Below are 18,990 nucleotides of genomic sequence, written 5' to 3'. Positions count from 1 at the left end.
CAAAGCCCTGATGCGCTCCTGGTGTAACTGCTCCGGTCTCAGGACCAGCTTGAGACCTTCGCCCGCACTTCGCTTGCGAAGCTGCGACTGACCGGAAGCTCTGTTCCGTCCTTCAGTCTTGCCATCAGCTTGCCATCCTTCGTCAGCAGCGCGTCGAAGGCCGCGCAGGCGATCCAGTGCGAGCGGTGGATCTGCGTGCCGACCGTGTCGCCGAGTTCGGAGAGTGCATCGGAGAAGCGGATGAGGATGAGTTCGCGGCCACGGGTGGTGACCGTGTGCGTGTAGTGATCCTCTGCCGACAGGCGCAGGATGGGGGCGCGGTTTTCCGGCTTGAGCCGCGACAGCAATGGCGGGGGCTCGGAGATTGCCTTTTGCTCGCGGCTTTCTGCAACGACACCCGCAGCCAGGGCAGATTGCGTTGCCAAGCCGTCCGGGCTGGCGCCTTCGGCTGCGAGCCTGATCTGCTTCTCATGACGCATCGAGGCCCAGAAGATCAGCGTGAAGACGATCCCGATGGGCAGGGCCTGTGCCGTGTTTTCCAGATAGCGCGCCCAGGACGGCTCCGGTCCGCGCCAGGAGTAGACCACGAGCATGGATGTCAACCCGATGACCGGGCAGGACAGAAGCGACCCGACGAACATGCGCGCGAAGGGCCGGGCGATGAAGCGATCCAGATAGAGTTCGGCGAACACCACGAAGACGATCGCGATCCAGGTGCCGACGAACATGTTCACCAGCCAGAAGCCGAAGCGCGGCAGGACGCCCATGAAATGATCGGTCCCGAAGGGGCCGATGGCCGTGAACAACAAAACGATAGCGGCAAGCACGATCCAGAAATTTCTGGAGCTTGCGAAGTCCTGCAGTTCGCGAAGCGCGGAATGCAATTTGCCACCGTTCACGTATAGGCCTCTTCAACATGCGTAGGCAGATTTGATCGGCGGAAACAATTGGACGAAGCGGAGACCAGTTGCAATCCCCCGGAGACAGCCAAATGAACCTGCAGCCTCTTCTCGACGCATCTTTCGCCGTACAGTTTCACGTTCTGACCGTCGTGCCGGCGGCTTTTCTCGGCGCTTATGTGCTTTTGACCCGAAAGGGCACACCGCGCCACAAGCTGCTGGGGCGCATCTGGATGCTGCTGATGGTCATGACGGCGATTTCCACCTTCTTCATCCATCAAATCCGGATGTGGGGTGATTTCAGCCCGATCCATCTTCTTTCGGTCGTCGTAATCGTCTCGTGTGCGTCGGCAATCTGGCAAATCCGCCGCGGTAATGTCAGGGCGCATAAATCCGCCCTGATCAGTGCCTATATCGGCGGAATATTCGGTGCGGGCATCTTTACCTTCTGGCCGGGCCGGCTGATGAACGAGATATTTCTCGGCGGTTCGGCCGGTGCGACACCGGAAGCGGTGCGGCACTCGATTGTGGCTGCCGGAGTGGTCGTCGCGCTCGGTTACGCCTATACGATGTATGTCACGCGGTTCAGGTCCGTGCCGCGTCGCGCTCGCAACGTCCGATCGATAGAAAATGCCTGACGGAGAAACATGTGCTGATCGTCCATTACCTCAACAATTCGCGTGCCCACCGGCTGATCTGGCTGCTCGAGGAGCTTGGCCTCGACTATCAGATCAAGTTCTACAAGCGCGGTCCCGACTATCGCGCGCCTGCCGAATTGAAGAAGGTGCATCCGCTCGGCAAGTCGCCGGTCCTCGAAGACGATGGGTTGGTGATTGCCGAGAGCGGGGCGATCTTTGAATATCTCCTGGAAAAATACGATCCCAAGGGGCTCGTCCCGGCGGCCCGCACGCCGGAACGTCTCGCCTATACCTACTGGCTGCATTATGCCGAAGGTACGGCCATGCCGCTGCTGGTCATGAAGCTGATCTTCGGGATGATCCCGAAACAGGTTCCTTTCTTCATGAAGCCCTTTGCCAATGCGATCAGCGGCGGGATCATGCGGCGCATGCTCGATCCGCAGCTGAAGGACAATGCCGATCTGTGGGAAGCGGAGCTTTCGGAAAACGGCTGGTTCGCCGGCTCGGAATTCTCCGCCGCCGACATCATCATGAGCTTCCCCGTCGAGGCGGCGATCACCCGGGCCGGGCTGGGGCCGAACTATCGGTCGATCAATTCGTGGCTCCATGCCATCAAGACGCGACCGGCCTACCAGCGCGCCGCCGAAAAGGTCAGCTGATTTCCAAGCCTTTGATTTGCCGCGCCGCTGAATTCAGATAGAAGGGAATCCAGCGGTGAAGAGAGGGGAGCTCCATGGATCTGAACGGACGCCGGGAATCCGACAATATCGAGGACGTGCGCGACCAGTCCGGCGGCGGGCCGGTCGGGCGGGGCGGTGGCTTTTCCATCCCGGGCGGCATTCCGCTAGGCGGCTTTTCCTTCCGCACGATCATCATCTTTGCTGTCATCTATTTCGCGCTGAAGCTGTTTCTGGGCATCGACCTGCTGCAGATTCTCTCCGGTGAGCCCGGCGGGCAGGTCGGTTCGAACTACAGCCAGTCGCAGAGCCGCAACAACTCCAACACCGCGCAGGACGAGGTGATGAAGAAATTCGTCTCGCAGGTGCTGGCGGATACGGAAGACACCTGGACCGGCATTTTCGAAACCATGGGCAAGACCTATGAGCGGCCGAAGCTGGTCATGTATCGCGGTCAGTGGGTGTCGCCCTGCGGCGAGGCCACCCCTGCGGTCGGACCATTCTACTGCCCAACCGACCGCAAGGTCTATCTCGACACCGACTTCTTCCAGGAGATGCAGCAGAAGTTCAAGGCAGGCGGCGACTTCGCCGATGCCTATGTGATCGCGCATGAGATCGGCCATCACGTCCAGAACCTGCTCGGCATCCTGCCGAAGTTCAATCAGGCACGCGCCAAGATGAGCGAAACGCAGGCGAATGCCATGTCGGTGCGCGTCGAGCTGCAGGCTGACTGCTTTGCCGGGATCTGGGGCAAGTTCAGCCAGCAGAAGGGCATCCTGAAATCCGGCGACCTCGAGGAGGCGCTGAATGCCGCCCACCAGATCGGCGACGACGCGCTGCAGAAGCAGGGCCGGGGCTATGTCGTGCCCGACAGCTTCACGCACGGGACGTCGGCGCAGCGCATGAAGTGGTTCCAGCGCGGCTTCGATACCGGCAAACTCTCGGCCTGCGACACGTTCAGCGGGGCGATCTGAGCGCATCAACAACCGGGCGAACGGGCTTGTCCCATTCGCCCGGATTTGCCCTCCATCAAGAAATTTGATGAACGCGGTACTTTTCCGGGGTGCCATTTGCCGCTTTTTTAGGCTAGGTTCCGCCCAAATTTGACGCTGCCGGGCTGCTTTTGGCGCTTTCCTGACCGGCAGACAGGATAAAGCGCCAGAGATTCGATATGGAACAGGCATTGAAAACAGGCGGCTCCTGGAGCCGGCATCTGGCGGATACGGCGTTGCTCGGTGCTCCGCTGATTGGCGCGCAGATCGCGCAGCTGGCGATCAACACCACGGACGTGCTCATCATCAGTCATCTGGGAACGGCGGAGCTTGCGGCGATCGTGCTGGCCTCGCAGTTCTTCTTCACCATCTTCATTCTCGGCAGCGGGTTCTCGACGGCGGCGATTCCGCTGGCGACGCATGCGCTTGCCGTCGGCGACGAGCGCGGCGTGCGTCGCGCAATCCGGATGGGCATGTGGGCGTCGCTCGCCTTCTCGCTCGCGTGCCTCCCGCTCTTCATCTATTCGGAGCCGATCCTGCTCCTCCTTGGACAGAAGCCGGATGTGGCGGCCTTTGCCGCGTCCTATCTGCACATTGCGGGCTTCGGTATCATTCCGGCGCTGCAGTTCATGGTGCTCAGGTCCTTCCTCAGCGCCCTGAAGCGTGCGTCGATCATCCTCTATGTCACGGTGGCGGTTCTCGTGCTCAATGCCGTCTTTGCCTATGCCTTCGTGCTTGGCCATTTCGGCATGCCGGCGCTCGGCATGAAGGCGGCGGCCTATGTGGCTGCCGGCGTCAACCTGTTCGGCTTTGTCGCGGCGGTGATCTATATCGAGCGCGTGCCGGCGCTGGCGGCCTACAGTCTCTTTGCGCGCTTCTGGCGGCCGGACTGGCAGGCGCTCGGCGAGGTTGTGCGGTTGGGCATTCCGGTCGGGCTGATGGTGCTGGCAGAAGTGAGCCTCTTTACCGTGGCCTCGCTGATGATGGGCTGGATCGGGACTGTCGAGCTTGCCGCCCATGGCATCGCGCTGCAGTTTGCCTCCATGTCCTTCATGGTGCCTCTGGGTCTTGCGCAGGCGGCGACCGTCCGCGTGGGGCTTGCCGCGGGCGCGGGCAAGCGGGTTGACGTCATGCGGGCAGGGGGCGCTGCGGTGCTGCTTGCCACCGGTTTCGCACTGGCCAGCTGCATCCTGTTTATCGTGGAAAGAGAATCGCTTGCGCGGCTTTTCGTCGATCCGGCTTCAAGCAATGCGGCGGAACTCATTGCAACGGCTGGCCCGTTCATCATCGTGGCCGGTGCCTTCCAGTTGTTTGACGGCCTGCAGGCCATCGGCGCCGGGCTGGCGCGCGGGCTGAAGGATTCGACCGTGCCGATGGTACTGGCGATCGCGAGTTATTGGGGCATCGGCTTCACGAGCGCCTACGCCTTTGCCTTCCCGCTCGGCTTTGGCGGGATCGGCATCTGGTATGGTTTCATGCTGGGATTGGCCGCGGCCTCGGTCGCGCTCAATGGGCGCTTCTACTATCTTGCGAGCCGCAACCGGCTCGCCTGATCGGCCTTCGGCAGGCCAGTCCAGATCGTCGTTGAAAACAGAAACGCCGTGCCTCCATCAGGAGCACGGCGTTTTGTTTGTTTGCCTGTTTGTCTATTGATCAGGCGGCGCTGCGTTCGTTCAGCGCCGGCTCGCCCTTGCGCTCGCGCACGAGGTTGAGGAAGCGGCGGAATAGGTAGTGGCTGTCCTGCGGGCCGGGCGAGGCTTCCGGGTGGTGCTGCACCGAGAAGACCGGCTTGCCGACGACGCGGATGCCGCAATTGGTGCCGTCGAAGAGGGAAACGTGAGTCTCCTCAACACCTTCCGGCAGCGACTTCGACGCGACTGCGAAGCCGTGGTTCATCGAAACGATTTCCACCTTGCCGGTCGTGAAGTCCTTGACCGGGTGGTTCGCGCCGTGATGGCCCTGATGCATCTTCTCGGTCTGGGCGCCGAGCGCCAGAGCGAGCATCTGGTGGCCAAGGCAGATGCCGAAGAGCGGCAGGCCGCTGTCGATCAGCTTGCGGATAACCGGCACGGAATATTCGCCGGTCGCCGCCGGGTCGCCGGGGCCGTTCGACAGGAAGATGCCATCCGGGTTCAGCGCGAGAATGTCTTCGGCCGAGGTCTTGGCCGGAACGATGGTGACGCGGCAATCCAGGCCGGCGAAGAGGCGCAGGATGTTGCGCTTCACGCCGTAATCGACGGCGACGATGTGATAGCGGGCTTCTGCCTCGCCGAGTTCGCTCGTGCCTTCGTTCCACACCCAGGGACGCTCCATCCAGCGCGAGGACTGGCCGGAGGTGGCTTCAATGGCAAGGTCGAGGCCGATCAGGCCACTCCAGGCCTTGGCTTCCTGCTTGAGCGCTTCAACGTCGAAGTTGCCGGACGGGTCGTGGGCGATGACAGCGTTCGGTGCGCCGTTCTCGCGGATCCAGGCGGTGAGCGCGCGGGTGTCGACGCCACACAGACCAATGACGCCGCGGGCCTTCAGCCACTGGTCGAGATGCTTGACGGCGCGGTAGTTCGACGGGTCGGTGATGTCGGCCTTGAAGATGACGCCGACGGCACCCTTGCGGGCGGCGGGCGTCAGGTCTTCGATGTCTTCCTCATTGGTGCCGACATTGCCGATATGGGGGAAGGTGAAGGTGACGATCTGGCCGAGATAGGAGGGGTCGGTGAGGATTTCCTCGTAACCCGTGAGCGCCGTGTTGAAGACGACTTCGGCCTGGACATGGCCAGTGGCGCCGATGCCCTTGCCTTCGATCACCGTTCCATCGGCGAGAACCAGAAGGGCGGTCGGCTTTTCAGTCGTCCAGGGGGCGGTGGCGGCCATGGCTTTTCTCCAGCGGTTTGCGGTTTTCGCAGCAAACGCGCGGATCGCAGTTGCCTGCGCCGCGGAAGCGAAATCCATCTGTCTTTGTGCTAAGGCCGGGAAAATAGTGTGGGTGCCCCGTGGGGTCAACCTTTGGAGGGACGATTCCCCGTTTTAAAAGACCAATCTTTTCAATCGATTATTCATTTTGTTTGATCGGCGGCGTTCGAAGGCTTAAGTAGCGGTTCGAAAAATCCACAAATACCGGGATTGAGAGAGGCCTGCGGACGCCGCGAGGCTTGCCGGAAAATCTTTCATTTCACGGCCACTGACGAGGACAAAACGATGCGTGCGACGCTTTCACAAGCCATGAAGGATGCCATGAAGGCCAAGGATACGCGGCGGCTTGCGACCGTCCGTCTCATCATGGCCGCGATCAAGGACCGCGACATTGCCATGCGTACGCCTGAACTTGAGCAGGTGAGCGACGAGGATATCCTTCAGCTTCTCGCCAAGATGATCAAGCAGCGCGAAGAATCGATGAAGATCTATGCCGAAAACGGCCGCGCCGATCTCGCCGACCAGGAACGCGAAGAGATGGAGATCATCCGCAGCTTCATGCCGGAACAGTTTTCGGGAGAGAAGGTGCGGGAAATCTGCGCTGCCGTCATCGCCGAGACGGGCGCTGCGGGCATGCGCGACATGGGCAAGTGCGTGGCGCTTCTGAAGGAGCGTTATCCCGGCCAGATGGATTTCGCCAAGGCGTCCGCCATCCTCAAGGACCTGCTGAAGTAAGCCTATAGCGTTCACCTGTCGGGGATGCGGCTCTTACCGTTCCCCGACAAGCGGGCTCAGGCGTCTTACTTGCCCATGGCGGCGCTGAGAATGGCCTGCTGCTGTGCCTTCGGGCCGCCGACGAAACGCAGCGTCTTGCCTTCCTTGAGGAGGGCGTAGGCATGGTGCTTGTGTGGCGTGATCAGGATCGAAATCCGGTTGTCGCTGCAATTATGCGCTTCGCAGGCATTGTAGACGTCCGTGCCCGGAAGCGGCGAGATGGTCGTCAGCACCGGCTGAGCGGTGTAATTGCGGTTCTTGATGATGCCCTTGGCCCAGTGGGGCAATTCTTCACGGGTGATCAGCGCAACGACCGGCGCGCGGATCGACTTGTCCTTCAGGGCGTCCATCAGGTAGGGCTTCTTGGCATCGGTCGGCGCGAACTTGACGTCCTCTGCCTGGGCATGGAAGCCCGTCATCAAAACAGCGGCGGCGATCAGGGCGAGGCGCATCAAGCGGAGGTCTCCGTTTGGACTTTGATTCAACGTGACTTTATCCCACTGGTCTGGTTTCGCCGCAAGCGCTTTTCGCTCGCGGCGTGCGTTTCCAGCCGAGTGTGTTCAAGCGCCCGGAACGAAGCGTATCGGCGTGTTCCACGGGTCGAGCGCGACGACGGTGCTGCCTTCCTCCGCCATGTCGGTCCCATGGCTCTTCAGCCGAGAACGCAGGCCTTCCATCAGGTCGGGCGCCACCGTGAAGGCCGCGGTTTCGAGACCCGACATGTCGCCCGGACGCTTGCCGGCTCCTCGCGATTGCCAGACATTCGAGCCGACATGGTGATGATAGCGGCCATTCGAGAAGAAGGCGGCGCTTTCGTTCGCGATCAGCGCCGTCATGTCGAGGCCGGTGGCGCCGACGTAGAATTCGCGTGCCAGCGCGGTATCGCCAACGCGCATGTGGACGTGGCCGATGCGGAAGCCTGCGGGTGCTGAGTAGGGCAGCTTGCTGTCGCGCGGCAGGCCGGCAACGAGGTCGTCGACGTTCAGTTCGTCCGTACCCATCTTCACCTGGCCGTCGGACTTCCATGTCCAGCCTTCCTGCGGCCGGTCGGCATAGACCTCGACGCCGTTTCCTTCCGGATCGTCCAGATAGAGGGCCTCGGAAACCGAATGGTCCGCGAAGCCGGTGAAGGGGACTCCGTTGACATAGGCCGTGATCAGCCAGCGGCCGAGTTCCTTGCGGTCGGGCATGAGGAATGCAGTGTGGTATAGGCCGGCGGTGGAGGGGTCGTCCGGCGTATCGTTGGGCTTGTTGAGAAGCGTCACCAGGGCCACGCCATCCGCGCCAAGGATCGTCCGGTCGGCATCGGCTGAGAGAACGGCAAGCCCGAGGACCTGGCTGTAGAAGGCGGTCATAACCGTCATGTCGCGAACGCGCAGCGTCACCGAGTTGATATGGATCGGGGTGCTGACCGCGAAGGACGGCTTGTAGGGCGCAGCGAATGTCGGGGCCGCTGCCCCCAGGATGATCGGGGTTGCGCCCAGAACGTGGAGCGCGGCGCGGCGGGTCATGTCGAAGGAGGAGGCCATGGGGGTGATCCTGCGGTTTCTATGACCTTTATATGGGCCTCCGAAGGGCTTCGGCATAGATCGCGCCGAATGGATGAATCGTTCTTCTCTGATGAACAATGGGCATTCGATTGTTCATCGCGCGATCTATCCCTGCTTGCGCCCCTGTTCCTTCATGTAGTGCCGCAGCACGGCGTTGATGCGCGTCTGATAGCCCTTGCCGCTCGCCTTGAAGAAATCGATCACGTCTTCATCAAGTCGAATGGAGATGGATTTCTTCGTAACCGGAATGACCCATTCTGCCTTGGACCAGTCGATATCGATGAACTCCGCCCAGTCCGGATCATCGCGCACCGCCCGCTCGATATCCTCGTCGGTCATTGCATCGACGCGAGCCCAGTCGGTCAGGCTTTTCTCGCCTCGGGCTCGCTTGGCCAAAATCTCATCGATTGTGATATGTGTCGTAGAGTGCTTGCTCATTTTTCCTTGCTCTCCGTGCCGAGATGATCCGGCAAATCGAGCCCCTCATGGTGTAGACCACCGCAATCAGGTGGTTCGTATCAGGGCATATTGCGAGAACGCGCACTTCGCCATTTCTATCTGAGGGACGTTCGACGCGCGGTCTCTGCAAGGCGACGGCAGCATCTTCGAAGTCGATACCGTGCTTGGATATATTGGCCAGGCGTTTTTCATCGTTCCATGTGAAGGATGTCAACGGTTGGGTTTCAATGCGCATATGCTCGGTTCCTCCAGACGGGGCCAAGCACTCCTGCGCTTCTATGACGTTTGTATATACAATGGCATATGAAGTCAATGCTGTGGATCATGGGCATGACCTTGCAAACGTCTGGCGCTTGCCGGTGATCCTATCTATATCCAATGGGCTGACCAGAGGTTTCCATGCGCTTTTCCCAGGGCTTTCTCGACGAGATACGCGATCGCGTGCCGATTTCGGCCGTGATCGGGCGTCGCGTTGCGTGGGATCGCAAGAAGACGAATGCGGCGCGCGGCGACTATTGGGGCTGCTGCCCGTTTCATGGCGAGAAGACACCGAGCTTTCACTGCGAGGATCGCAAGGGTCGCTACCATTGCTTCGGCTGCGGGGTGACGGGCGATCACTTCCGGTTCCTGACCGATCTCGAAGGGATCAGTTTCCCGGAAGCCGTCGAACAGATCGCCGGGCTCGCCGGCGTGCCGATGCCGCAGCCGGATGCGGAAGCGGCGCGGCGTGATGAGCAGCGCACGACGCTGATGGACGTCATGGAGCTGGCCACGGCCTTCTTCCAGGAGCAGTTGCAGAGCGCCAATGGCGCCAAGGCGCGCGCCTATCTGCGCGATCGCGGGCTGACGGGGCGGACGATCGAGACCTTTCGGCTCGGCTATGCGCCGGAAAGCCGCAACGCGCTGAAGGAATATCTGGCGGGGAAGGGTGTTCCCAAGGAGCAGATCGAGGCCTGCGGGCTTGTCGTGCACGGGCCGGACATTCCGGTCTCCTATGACCGTTTCCGCGACCGCATCATGTTCCCGATCCTGAGTTCCCGCGACCGGGTGATCGCCTTTGGCGGGCGCGCCATGTCGCCGGATGCGATGGCGAAATATCTGAATTCCAATGACACCGAGCTCTTCCACAAGGGCGATGTGCTCTACAATTTTTCGCGTGCTCGAAAGGCGATGCAAGGCGCGAACGGGGCAACGACGGTGATTGCCGTCGAAGGCTACATGGATGTCATCGCTCTCCATCAGGCGGGCATCGAGAATGCGGTGGCGCCGCTCGGTACGGCGCTCACCGAAAACCAGCTTGGGCTTCTCTGGAAGATGACATCGGAGCCGGTTCTCTGCTTCGACGGCGATGGTGCCGGTTTGCGCGCCGCCTATCGTGCCGCCGATCTGGCGCTGCCACTCATTGGCCCGGGCAAGTCCGTATCCTTCGCGCTACTTCCCGATGGCAAGGACCCGGACGATCTGGTGAAGCTTGACGGCCGCGCGCCGTTTGACCGCGTCATGGCGCAGGCGAAGCCGCTGGCGGAGATGATCTGGACGCGGGAATCACAGTCGGGCAGCTATTCGACGCCCGAAAAGCGCGCCGAACTGGAAGCGCGGCTCAGGCAGATCACCAATGTCATTGCAGACGAGAGCGTGCGCCGTCATTACCAGCAGGCGATGCGGGAGAAGCTCAACGCCTTCTTCCAGCCGCAACAGCGCGATGGCGGCAACTGGCGCTCCAGCGGTGGTGGCGGTGGCGGTCGCAATGGCGGCGGTGGTGGGTTCCAGCGGGGCGGGGGCGCCCAGCGCGGTTCTCAGGCCAGCAGCCGTGTTGGCGGAATTTCCGACAGTCTGGCACGTTCGGGCATGGTGCGGGGCCATCAGGACGTGCCGACGCTGCGCGAGGCGGTGCTGGCGCTGACCATCATCAACCATCCGCAGATCCTGATCGACGAGTACGACCACATCGCCGATCTCGATTTCGAGAACCGCGATATTCAGAAGCTGCGCTCGGCCGTGTTGTCCGAGGCCGCCATGACCGGCTCGCAGAAATTCAGCCGCGAGGCGTTGATCGTCAGCCTGGAGGCGCAGGGCTTTTCGACGCTTCTGAAGCTTCTCGACCAGCAGGTGCGCAATGCGCGGCTGTGGACGGCGACGGAGCAGGCGGCTTCAGAGGACGCGCGCGAGGCGTTCCTCCAGGTTCTTGCGCTGCATCAGCGCACCCGCGTTCTGCGTCAACAGATCGGCGAACTCGAGCGGGAAATCACCGAGGCGATCGAAAAGGATGATGACCGCAACATCGTTGGGCTGATGCAGGCGTTGCGCGAGGTTCAGGCGGAGGCGGCGCGGCTGGAAAACCAGGAGGCCATCATCGATGGCTTCGGTGTGCTGTCGGGGCGGGTCAAGGGGCCTGCAGTCGGCAGTTGAAGTGATTCGCAGCTTTTCCCGCGCCTTGAAATTTTGCGCGCACTCCCCAAATAGGTGAGACTGTCCCGCAAGGTCTGGATTTTGCCGCTTTTGGTGTTTTTTCAGATTTTTCCGGCAAAATGCTTGACTGCCCGGAGAATTGTGGGAATCACCTTCGGGATCGGAAATGGTGGTATTGGTCAATCAGCTTGAATGCCTGCATCTTGCGTATGCGCCGAAACGGCAGCTACGAGAAGAGGGCTTTCGTGGTTAATCAGGATTTAATGGTCTTCCGCTAGCTCAAGACAGATACGGGGGCGACGCGACTCTTTCAAGAGCCGTTCGGTCAGCCTCTCGTCCGGCTTGGCGAATTGAGACGTGACAGGAAAGCGACGGATACATGGTAACGAAAGTCAAAGAGAACGAAGAAGCCGAATCTGAACGCGAAGGCGCAACAGATGGTCCGCTTCTCGATCTTTCGGACGACGCCGTCAAGAAGATGATCAAGGTCGCCAAGAAGCGCGGCTATGTCACCATGGACGAGCTGAATTCCGTTCTGCCGTCCGAGGAAGTCAGCTCGGAGCAGATCGAAGATATTCTGGCGATGCTCTCCGACATGGGCATCAACGTCGTCGAAGACGAAGAAGTCGATGAGAATGCCGGCAGCGCTTCGGCCGATGATGACGACGAGAGCGAAGGCGGCCTTGTGACGTCGAGCGCGAGCACGGCGCTGGCCACCGCCAAGAAGAAAGAGCCGACCGACCGGACGGACGACCCGGTGCGCATGTACTTGCGCGAAATGGGCTCGGTCGAGCTTCTGTCGCGCGAAGGCGAAATCGCGATTGCCAAGCGCATCGAGGCTGGCCGAGAAACGATGATCCAGGGGCTGTGCGAAAGCCCGCTGACCTTCCAGGCCATCATCATCTGGCGCGACGAACTGAACGACGGCGCAACGCTGCTGCGTGAAATCATCGACCTGGAAACCACCTATTCCGGTCCGGAAGCCAAGGCTGCTCCGCAGTTCCAGAGCCCCGAGAAGATCGAGGCGGACCGCAAGGCTGCCGAAGAGAAGGACAAGGCCAAGCGCGCCCGCTCTGCGGCCAATGACGACGACATCACCAATGTCGGCGGCGAGGGGCTTGCTCCGGAAGAAGAGGAAGAGGACGAAGACGAGTCCAACCTTTCGCTTGCTGCCATGGAAGCCGAGCTGCGTCCGCAGGTCATGCTGACGCTCGACCTCATTGCCGAGACCTACAAGAAGCTGCGCAAGCTGCAGGACCAGCAGGTGGAGGCGCGCCTTTCCGCGACTGCATCGCTGTCCACCGCTCAGGAGCGCCGCTACAAGGAACTGAAGGACGAGTTGATCGCGGCCGTGAAGTCGCTGTCGCTCAACCAGAACCGCATTGATGCGCTGGTCGAGCAGCTTTACGACATCAACAAGCGTCTCGTGCAGAACGAGGGCAAGCTGCTGCGTCTGGCCGAATCCTACGGCGTCAAGCGCGAGGACTTCCTGCAGCATTATCATGGCGCCGAACTCGATCCGAACTGGATGAAGTCGATCGCCAATCTGGCCGCGCGCGGCTGGAAGGAATTTGCCCGCGAAGAAAACAACTCGATCCGCGACCTGCGCTCCGAGATCCAGAACCTTGCCACGGAAACCGGCATTTCGGTCATCGAATTCCGCCGCATCGTGCACATGGTTCAGAAGGGCGAGCGCGAAGCGCGCATCGCCAAGAAGGAAATGGTGGAAGCCAACCTTCGTCTCGTGATCTCGATTGCCAAGAAGTACACGAACCGTGGCCTTCAGTTCCTCGATCTGATCCAGGAAGGCAATATCGGCCTCATGAAGGCGGTCGACAAGTTCGAGTATCGCCGCGGCTACAAGTTCTCCACCTATGCAACCTGGTGGATCCGTCAGGCGATCACCCGTTCGATCGCCGACCAGGCCCGCACGATCCGCATTCCGGTGCACATGATCGAAACGATCAACAAGATCGTTCGTACCTCGCGCCAGATGCTGCACGAAATCGGCCGCGAGCCGACGCCGGAAGAACTGGCCGAAAAGCTGGCCATGCCGCTCGAAAAGGTGCGCAAGGTTCTGAAAATCGCCAAGGAGCCGATCTCGCTCGAAACGCCGGTCGGTGATGAAGAAGACAGCCACCTCGGCGACTTCATCGAAGACAAGAACGCGCTTCTGCCGATCGACGCCGCCATCCAGGCGAACCTGCGCGAAACGACGACCCGCGTTCTCGCCTCGCTGACGCCTCGCGAAGAGCGCGTGCTGCGCATGCGCTTCGGCATCGGCATGAACACCGACCACACGCTCGAAGAAGTCGGCCAGCAGTTCTCGGTCACCCGCGAACGTATCCGTCAGATCGAGGCGAAGGCGTTGCGCAAGCTCAAGCATCCGAGCCGTTCGCGCAAGCTGCGCTCGTTCCTCGACAGCTGAGATTTTCGGCAGGAAAGACATGGAGGCCCGGACACAGTTCCGGGCCTTTTCATTTGATGCATCGGGATTCGGTTTTCTCCTCTCGATCCTGCCGCGAATCCACCCTACATAGGAAAAATGGATGACGTGCTGGACGTGCCGAAGCGGGGGAAAGGATGGGCGTTTGTTACGTCCGCGGTCCTGCATGCCGTCATTGCCGCCCTGCTTTTCCTGAAACTGCCGGAAACGAAGCCCGAACCGCCGAAGGACGAGGCGGTGAAGGTGGATATCGTGCAGGAGAAGGATGCGCCGAAGCCGCCGGAGGAGAAGGCGGCTGATCAGCCTCCACCACCACCTCCGCCACCGCCGCAGCAAGAGGCCAAGACCGAGCAGCCGGCAAACGTGCCTGTGCCGACGCTGCGCCCGGTCTTCGAGTTTGGCCAGAAGGATCAGGGGCCGTCGCAGCAGGATGGAAGTGCATCCGAAGGTGAGAAGGATGCGACAGACGAGCTGGCTGACAAGAAGCCCGACGCGCCAAAAGCGGAGGAACCGAAGGCGGTGACGGAGGAGGCCTCCAAGGAGCCGCCGAAGGACGATCTGCCGGGTGTTCCCGATATCCTGAAGGCGCTGGAGCAACAGGAGGCTGCGTCTGCTGCGGCCGCCGGCAAGCCGGTCGAGGAGAAGGCGGCGACGCCGAAGCCCGCCGACGCGCCTGAATTGAAGAAGGCGCGCAAGCTCTATTCCGATGCGGCAGTCGGCGGTCAGGCCGCTGTTATGGCCATGGGCGACATGCCGCGCGAGACGCGTGTCGGCCAGCTTTGCGCGACAGAGCTGCGCGAGCAGTTGCGCCATGCGACGCCCCGCTACAATCCGCTCATGCTGCCAGCTTACCGGCTTCGCTTCGGCAATGTGCTGGATGTCCCGAAGGCTGCGTTTCGAACGCCCTCGGATTGGTATGATGTCAGCTTCCAATGTGAGGTTGACGATGGCGGGCTCAAGGTTGTTTCCTTCTCGTTCAAGGTCGGTGACCGCGTTCCCCAGTCCGAGTGGAAGGCGCGGCGCTTTCCGGAAAACTGAAGCGGCCTGAAGAGGAGGCGAGACATGTCGCTACGCATGCCGCGCGAGATCGCGCGTCTTTCCCGAAGCGGGCAGTTCGATGGAGCGCTATCGAATTTCGAGGCTGAAGCGCTTTCCGAAAGCGCGTCCTCGCTCGGCCATCAGGGACGGAAGGTGGAGAAGGCGCTGGCAGCGCTCGCCGTGGCGGAGGGCGACGACCGGCAGGCTGCCCTTGCTGTGGCGGCCGAAGCGGTCTGGGCCTATTTCGTGCAGCGCGAACTCTGCGGCCTGAGGGACCACCGCCTGATCATCCGCGAGATGGGCATTCCGGGTGAGGTGCTGACGCGGCTGGGTGCTGCGCCGAAGTCAGCGCCCTGAACGGCGGCGCGGCCGGGCTTTCGGGCCGCGCGTTCACTTGCGCTGGATGCACTCGAATTCGTTGCCCCTGGGCCAGGTGACGAGCGCCATGTCTCCCTCGACCTCGAAGCTGACGCCCTGCGGATTGACGAAGCGCTTTCCGTCTCCCTCATCGTCCTTGAAGGTGATGACCGTCTTGCCGGCATGATCCAGCCGAACCGTGGCGGGATCGCTTTCCACATAGGTGACGATCAGCTCGTTCTTCGGATTGTCGCGGCACATGTAGACGGAGGGCGACTTGCTGCTGACGAGGAAGAAGCGCGCCTGCAGGTCGGCAATGCGATAGCGATAGCTTTCCGCCGTGCATTCCTTCGCGTCCTTGCTCCTGGCGCATTCGTTGCGCTCGCGCGACCAGCGAAGCTGATAGGCTTTCATGTGCCGGATTTCCGGCGCGGTGTTGGGCATCGCCTCCACCTTCTTCAAAGCACTTTCGAAGACGGAGGCCAGCCTGACATCGAGTTCCGCCAGTTCGGGATCCCTGCAGACCAATTCCTCGATCGCATTCCGGGCTGTCGCGCAATCGAACGACGGTTTTGCCGTGTCGGAGGTGGGTTCCTTCGGCTCTGAAGCGGCCCAGGTGGTTTGCGTAGCGGATACAGCGAGGAGCGCGAGAAGCCCGATCCGGATCAACACATGCACGACGGTCAGCCTTTCAGATAATCCTTCAGAACCTTGATGATCATGGAATGATCTTCCGTCTGTGCCAGACCCGAGACGGTGATCGCGGCCACCACGCCGGTGCCTGCGACGCGAACCGGGAAGCTGCCGCCATGATGCGAATAGTTCATCTGGTCGATGCCGATTTCCGGGCCTGGCACGCGACCCTTCTGGCGCAATGCCTCGCCGATAGCGAGCGACGACTTGTGATAGCGCAGCGTCGTGTTCGACTTGCGTCTGGCCCATTCGTCATTGTCCGGCGCTGAGCCGGGCAGGGCGGCGTGAAACAGGGTTCTGTCCGGCGTGCGGATGTCGATCACGACAGGCGCGCCTTCCACCCTGGCGGTCGCAACAAGCGCCATCCCGATTTCAAGCGCCTCGGCCTCGCTGAAGGCGCGGAAAACCAGCCGCGCCTCTTCGTCCCTGATCTGCTCAATCAATTCTGCTGTCGACATGCTCGGTTCCCATGCTTCTGCCCGAAGCATAGCGCCGGTTTTTGGCGGTGCAACGGCTTTCTCGCGCTGTTTGTCGCCTCAAAAATATCTCAAAGGCTGGAGTATCTGCTAGTGTTTCAGAAAGATGAATGGCGTCTGAACGGCCGATTCGGGGAACATTCATCCGGGTGGGGGTATTTATCCAGACAGCCGAAGATGTTTGAATGTGAAGGCCGGCAAAGGCTTCTACGGAGAAGAAAAATGAAACAGGTTCTGACAAGAGCATTGCTTGCTGCCATGATTGGCGTGGGGGGTGTGTCGATTGCGCCGGTCGCCGCAATGGCTGATGGCATCTATTTCGGTTTCGACGCCGGCCCGGGTTATCGTCGCCCGCCGCCGCCGCCGCCGGGCGGATATTACGAGGGTGGTCGCGACTTCTACCGCCGTCCGCCCCCGCCGCCGCCGGGTTATGGCTGCAGCGAGCGTGAAGCGATGCGCCGCGCCTGGCGCATGGGTCTTGAAGATCCGGAAGTCGTTCGCGTGACGCCGCGCCGCGTGATTGTCGAGGGTCAGGTTGGCCGTCGTATTCGGCAGATCCAGTTCGCCAACGTTCCGGGTTGCCCGCCTTTGTGATCGGGTGACCGAGCGCAGAAATCCTGCCTTTCGAAATCTGAAACCGCCGCATTCCTTCCGGAGCGCGGCGGTTTTGCTTGTCGGGCGACGGGCGGGGGACATATCTCAGTCCCCGCCCTGCCGAAATGCCTCAGGGCTTCTTCTGGTTGATCGCGAAGGTGACGGTGACGCGGGCGTGGTAGTCGCTCTCGCCGGCTTCGACCGGCACGCTGTCGGTCGCTTCCTTGGCCATGGCCATGCGCACCATCGGCACCGGCGGAGCCATCGACGTCTCTTCGGCGATGTTAAGTATATCGCCCGTCGACACACCGGCGGCCTCCGTCAGGGCCTTCGCCTTGGTGATCGCATCGGCAACCGCGGCCTTGCGTGCGTCGGCGACGAGATCCTTCTGCTTGCTGTTGCCAAAGCTCAGCGACCCGCCGGAATTGATGCCGTTCGTCACCGCGTCATCCAGAACCTTGCCGAGCGAGGCGATATCGCGCACGCGCACCGTCAGCATGTTGGAGACCTGGTAGCCGGTGAGCTTGGGGGCAGTGCCGTTCTTGGCCGAATAGTCGAACTGCGGCGACACGGAGAAGCCCGACGTCTGCAGGTCGCGCGCCTCAATCCCCTTGGCCTTGAGATCGGCAATCGCCTCGGCGAGCGCCTTGTTCGCATCGTCCAGCGCCTGGCGCGCTGTGGCGGCGCTTTTCAGCACGCCGAAATTGATGATGGCCATGTCGGGTGCGGCCGAGACGGAGCCTTCGCCGGTGACCGTGATGCGGGCCGTCTCTTCGGACGCCCATGCCGCCGGTGCGGCCGAGACGAGCGCCAGAGCGGCGAGAGTGGTCATGAGCGTATGTCTATGAAACATTGTGATCCTCCAGTTGTAGCGGCCGCAAAAGGCCGCCTTGGCTCGCGATGCGCGGCAGGCCTGTGACCCGCTGCGAAACTCCCTCATTGTTCCCGTGCGGATCGGCGCAAGGGCCCGCAGCAGACCTTGCCCGCCTGGCGCAGGAACGTTGAGAAGATGTGTCTGCCGATTGTGTGGCAAATGCGGCGAGCGCTTGCCGCGCGGGGCGAATTCGTTTAATCGGGACGCGCTGCGGATCACCATTGTCCGCCGCACCGCCGATCACGTCTCGGCGAGGGCCTGTAGCTCAATGGTTAGAGCCGGCGGCTCATAACCGCTTGGTTGGGGGTTCGAGTCCCTCCGGGCCCACCACTCAATTCTTATCCTTATGATTTAACTTTGTTTTTCTTATTTTCGCCCGTACCTTCGATGAGGTGCGGGGGAAGTATGGTCTCGATCTGTTCCGCGATGACGCGCGATGTTTTCTTGCCCAACCGCGATCTGTCGGCTGCTTTGGTGTACAACTCAGCTTGCTGAACGGTAACCCAACCAAATTGAGCCATCAGCTCGTGTGTCGTAGCCCCAGCTTCAGCGGCTAGAGTTGCAGAAAATTTTCTAAGGCCATGGGCACTTTTGCTGACACCGGCAGCACGGCACGCTTCACCGAACCAATTTCCGAAAGACTCTTTCGTCATAGGGCGGCCATGCTTGCCGACAATGAATGCGAAATCACCTGTTTCTGTCTGCCCGATCATTCCCAGAACTCTATCCGAAAGCTGCATCGTAACTTGTGTTTTGGTTTTCGCTGTTTTGATCGAGAAAATATCGTCCCTCATATGCTGGCGTCCTGCCAAGGCCATATCCGAGCGCCGTAATCCAGATGCTATAAGTATTTCTAAGGCTAGCCGTTCGCGTGTGCCGACGGGCCAACGCTCCATGAAGGCATGAATGTCCTCAATTGTCCAAATTGGAAAGCCATCTGAACTTGCCACCTTCAAACGTTCAACTCCCAACGTCGGGTCCACCTCGATATGGCTGTTCGTCCGTGCCCATTTGAAGAGCTGACCTGCCACTGAACTTTCATCCGGCTGCGATTAGAGCCTCGGCGGTTTTTGATACGCCAAACGGCGCGGCTTGAGCAACCGGCGGAAACGCGTAGCTTTCACATTGCGCAGCGTTGGAGCTGGTTGCGGCGATTGTCCCGGCATAGGCTGCCGGGGTCTGGTATCCGAGCGACGAGTGTGGCCGG

At 61.1% G+C, this 18,990-nt stretch carries 20 protein-coding genes, 1 tRNA gene and 1 pseudogene; 11 read left to right on the top strand and 11 right to left on the bottom strand.

All coding sequences use genetic code 11. The features are described 5' to 3' along the window. Positions 1-38: 38 nt before the first annotated feature. A complete protein-coding gene (locus LQK84_RS25290) occupies positions 39-899 on the bottom strand; it encodes a LytTR family DNA-binding domain-containing protein (protein WP_230831242.1) in 861 nt (286 codons plus the stop codon). Between the two features lie 92 nt (positions 900-991). Between LQK84_RS25290 and LQK84_RS23535 the strand changes: the two genes are divergently transcribed. The 4 genes from LQK84_RS23535 (at position 992) to LQK84_RS23520 (ending at position 4,759) form a co-directional block, all read left to right on the top strand. Next, positions 992-1,537 carry a DUF2306 domain-containing protein gene (locus LQK84_RS23535; RefSeq protein ID WP_230831241.1) on the top strand — a complete coding sequence of 182 codons (546 nt, stop codon included), beginning with the start codon at positions 992-994 and terminating at the stop codon, positions 1,535-1,537. A gap of 11 nt (positions 1,538-1,548) precedes the next feature. Beyond that, positions 1,549-2,196, top strand: a complete 648-nt coding sequence (locus tag LQK84_RS23530) for a glutathione S-transferase (RefSeq protein ID WP_230831240.1) — start codon at positions 1,549-1,551, stop codon at positions 2,194-2,196. A gap of 74 nt (positions 2,197-2,270) precedes the next feature. After that, positions 2,271-3,188 carry a KPN_02809 family neutral zinc metallopeptidase gene (gene ypfJ / locus LQK84_RS23525; protein ID WP_230831239.1) on the top strand — a complete coding sequence of 306 codons (918 nt, stop codon included), beginning with the start codon at positions 2,271-2,273 and terminating at the stop codon, positions 3,186-3,188. Between the two features lie 197 nt (positions 3,189-3,385). Next, on the top strand, positions 3,386-4,759 hold the full coding sequence (locus LQK84_RS23520) for an MATE family efflux transporter (RefSeq protein WP_230831238.1): 1,374 nt from the start codon (positions 3,386-3,388) through the stop codon (positions 4,757-4,759). Positions 4,760-4,859: 100 nt separating this feature from the next. Here LQK84_RS23520 and carA read toward each other — a convergent pair whose 3' ends face one another. Beyond that, positions 4,860-6,074: a glutamine-hydrolyzing carbamoyl-phosphate synthase small subunit gene (gene carA / locus LQK84_RS23515; RefSeq protein WP_230831237.1), complete on the bottom strand. Its 1,215-nt coding sequence runs from the start codon at positions 6,072-6,074 to the stop codon at positions 4,860-4,862. Positions 6,075-6,398: 324 nt separating this feature from the next. Here carA and LQK84_RS23510 point away from each other — a divergent pair, with 324 nt between their 5' ends. After that, positions 6,399-6,848 (top strand): GatB/YqeY domain-containing protein, encoded by a 450-nt coding sequence (locus LQK84_RS23510; RefSeq protein WP_230831236.1) that lies wholly within the window; start codon positions 6,399-6,401, stop codon positions 6,846-6,848. 65 nt (positions 6,849-6,913) lie between these two features. Here LQK84_RS23510 and LQK84_RS23505 read toward each other — a convergent pair whose 3' ends face one another. From LQK84_RS23505 to LQK84_RS23490, 4 genes are all read right to left on the bottom strand, one after another. Next, complete coding sequence (locus tag LQK84_RS23505; protein ID WP_230831252.1) at positions 6,914-7,339, bottom strand: Ivy family c-type lysozyme inhibitor; 426 nt, start codon at positions 7,337-7,339, stop codon at positions 6,914-6,916. Positions 7,340-7,447: 108 nt separating this feature from the next. Beyond that, positions 7,448-8,416, bottom strand: coding sequence for a VOC family protein (locus LQK84_RS23500; protein ID WP_230831235.1), 969 nt, complete (start codon positions 8,414-8,416; stop codon positions 7,448-7,450). Between the two features lie 126 nt (positions 8,417-8,542). Next, entirely contained in the window at positions 8,543-8,875 is a 333-nt protein-coding gene (locus LQK84_RS23495) for a BrnA antitoxin family protein (protein ID WP_230831234.1), read from the bottom strand. Continuing rightward, positions 8,838-9,131 carry a BrnT family toxin gene (locus LQK84_RS23490; protein ID WP_230831233.1) on the bottom strand — a complete coding sequence of 98 codons (294 nt, stop codon included), beginning with the start codon at positions 9,129-9,131 and terminating at the stop codon, positions 8,838-8,840. Before LQK84_RS23490 ends, LQK84_RS23495 begins: the two co-directional genes overlap by 38 nt. 164 nt (positions 9,132-9,295) lie before the next feature. On the opposite strand from LQK84_RS23490, the gene dnaG reads away from it, so the two are divergent. From dnaG to LQK84_RS23470, 4 genes are all read left to right on the top strand, one after another. Then, positions 9,296-11,305 (top strand): DNA primase, encoded by a 2,010-nt coding sequence (gene dnaG / locus LQK84_RS23485; protein ID WP_230831232.1) that lies wholly within the window; start codon positions 9,296-9,298, stop codon positions 11,303-11,305. A gap of 379 nt (positions 11,306-11,684) precedes the next feature. Next, positions 11,685-13,733 carry an RNA polymerase sigma factor RpoD gene (rpoD, locus tag LQK84_RS23480; RefSeq protein WP_230831231.1) on the top strand — a complete coding sequence of 683 codons (2,049 nt, stop codon included), beginning with the start codon at positions 11,685-11,687 and terminating at the stop codon, positions 13,731-13,733. A gap of 117 nt (positions 13,734-13,850) precedes the next feature. Beyond that, the gene (locus LQK84_RS23475; protein ID WP_230831230.1) at positions 13,851-14,789 is read left to right on the top strand and encodes a DUF930 domain-containing protein; all 939 of its coding nucleotides are present in this window, start codon (positions 13,851-13,853) and stop codon (positions 14,787-14,789) included. A 24-nt stretch (positions 14,790-14,813) separates the two neighbouring features. Continuing rightward, entirely contained in the window at positions 14,814-15,146 is a 333-nt protein-coding gene (locus LQK84_RS23470) for a DUF6665 family protein (protein WP_230831229.1), read from the top strand. Between the two features lie 33 nt (positions 15,147-15,179). On the opposite strand, the gene LQK84_RS23465 is transcribed toward LQK84_RS23470, so the two are convergent. Both LQK84_RS23465 and LQK84_RS23460 read right to left on the bottom strand, forming a co-directional pair. After that, a complete protein-coding gene (locus LQK84_RS23465) occupies positions 15,180-15,824 on the bottom strand; it encodes an MliC family protein (RefSeq protein ID WP_230831228.1) in 645 nt (214 codons plus the stop codon). A 5-nt stretch (positions 15,825-15,829) separates the two neighbouring features. After that, positions 15,830-16,297 (bottom strand): heme-degrading domain-containing protein, encoded by a 468-nt coding sequence (locus LQK84_RS23460; protein ID WP_230831227.1) that lies wholly within the window; start codon positions 16,295-16,297, stop codon positions 15,830-15,832. A 240-nt stretch (positions 16,298-16,537) separates the two neighbouring features. Between LQK84_RS23460 and LQK84_RS23455 the strand changes: the two genes are divergently transcribed. Beyond that, positions 16,538-16,909: a hypothetical protein gene (locus LQK84_RS23455; RefSeq protein ID WP_230831226.1), complete on the top strand. Its 372-nt coding sequence runs from the start codon at positions 16,538-16,540 to the stop codon at positions 16,907-16,909. 130 nt (positions 16,910-17,039) lie between these two features. Here the strand turns inward: LQK84_RS23455 and LQK84_RS23450 are convergent, their stop codons facing one another. Next, positions 17,040-17,762: an SIMPL domain-containing protein gene (locus LQK84_RS23450; protein WP_230831225.1), complete on the bottom strand. Its 723-nt coding sequence runs from the start codon at positions 17,760-17,762 to the stop codon at positions 17,040-17,042. A 275-nt stretch (positions 17,763-18,037) separates the two neighbouring features. Here LQK84_RS23450 and LQK84_RS23445 point away from each other — a divergent pair. Further along, positions 18,038-18,113, top strand: a tRNA-Ile gene (locus LQK84_RS23445). Positions 18,114-18,127: 14 nt separating this feature from the next. On the opposite strand, the gene LQK84_RS23440 is transcribed toward LQK84_RS23445, so the two are convergent. Further along, the gene (locus tag LQK84_RS23440; protein WP_230831224.1) at positions 18,128-18,814 is read right to left on the bottom strand and encodes a tyrosine-type recombinase/integrase; all 687 of its coding nucleotides are present in this window, start codon (positions 18,812-18,814) and stop codon (positions 18,128-18,130) included. A 7-nt stretch (positions 18,815-18,821) separates the two neighbouring features. Beyond that, positions 18,822-18,990, bottom strand: a pseudogene (locus LQK84_RS23435) (IS3 family transposase); the annotation flags it as partial.

The organism is Rhizobium sp. C4 (assembly GCF_021026315.1).
Taxonomy (GTDB): Bacteria; Pseudomonadota; Alphaproteobacteria; order Rhizobiales; family Rhizobiaceae; genus Ensifer_A.
The sequence above is the reverse complement of the archived record's forward strand: the minus strand, read 5'-3'. Positions and strand labels throughout refer to the sequence as shown.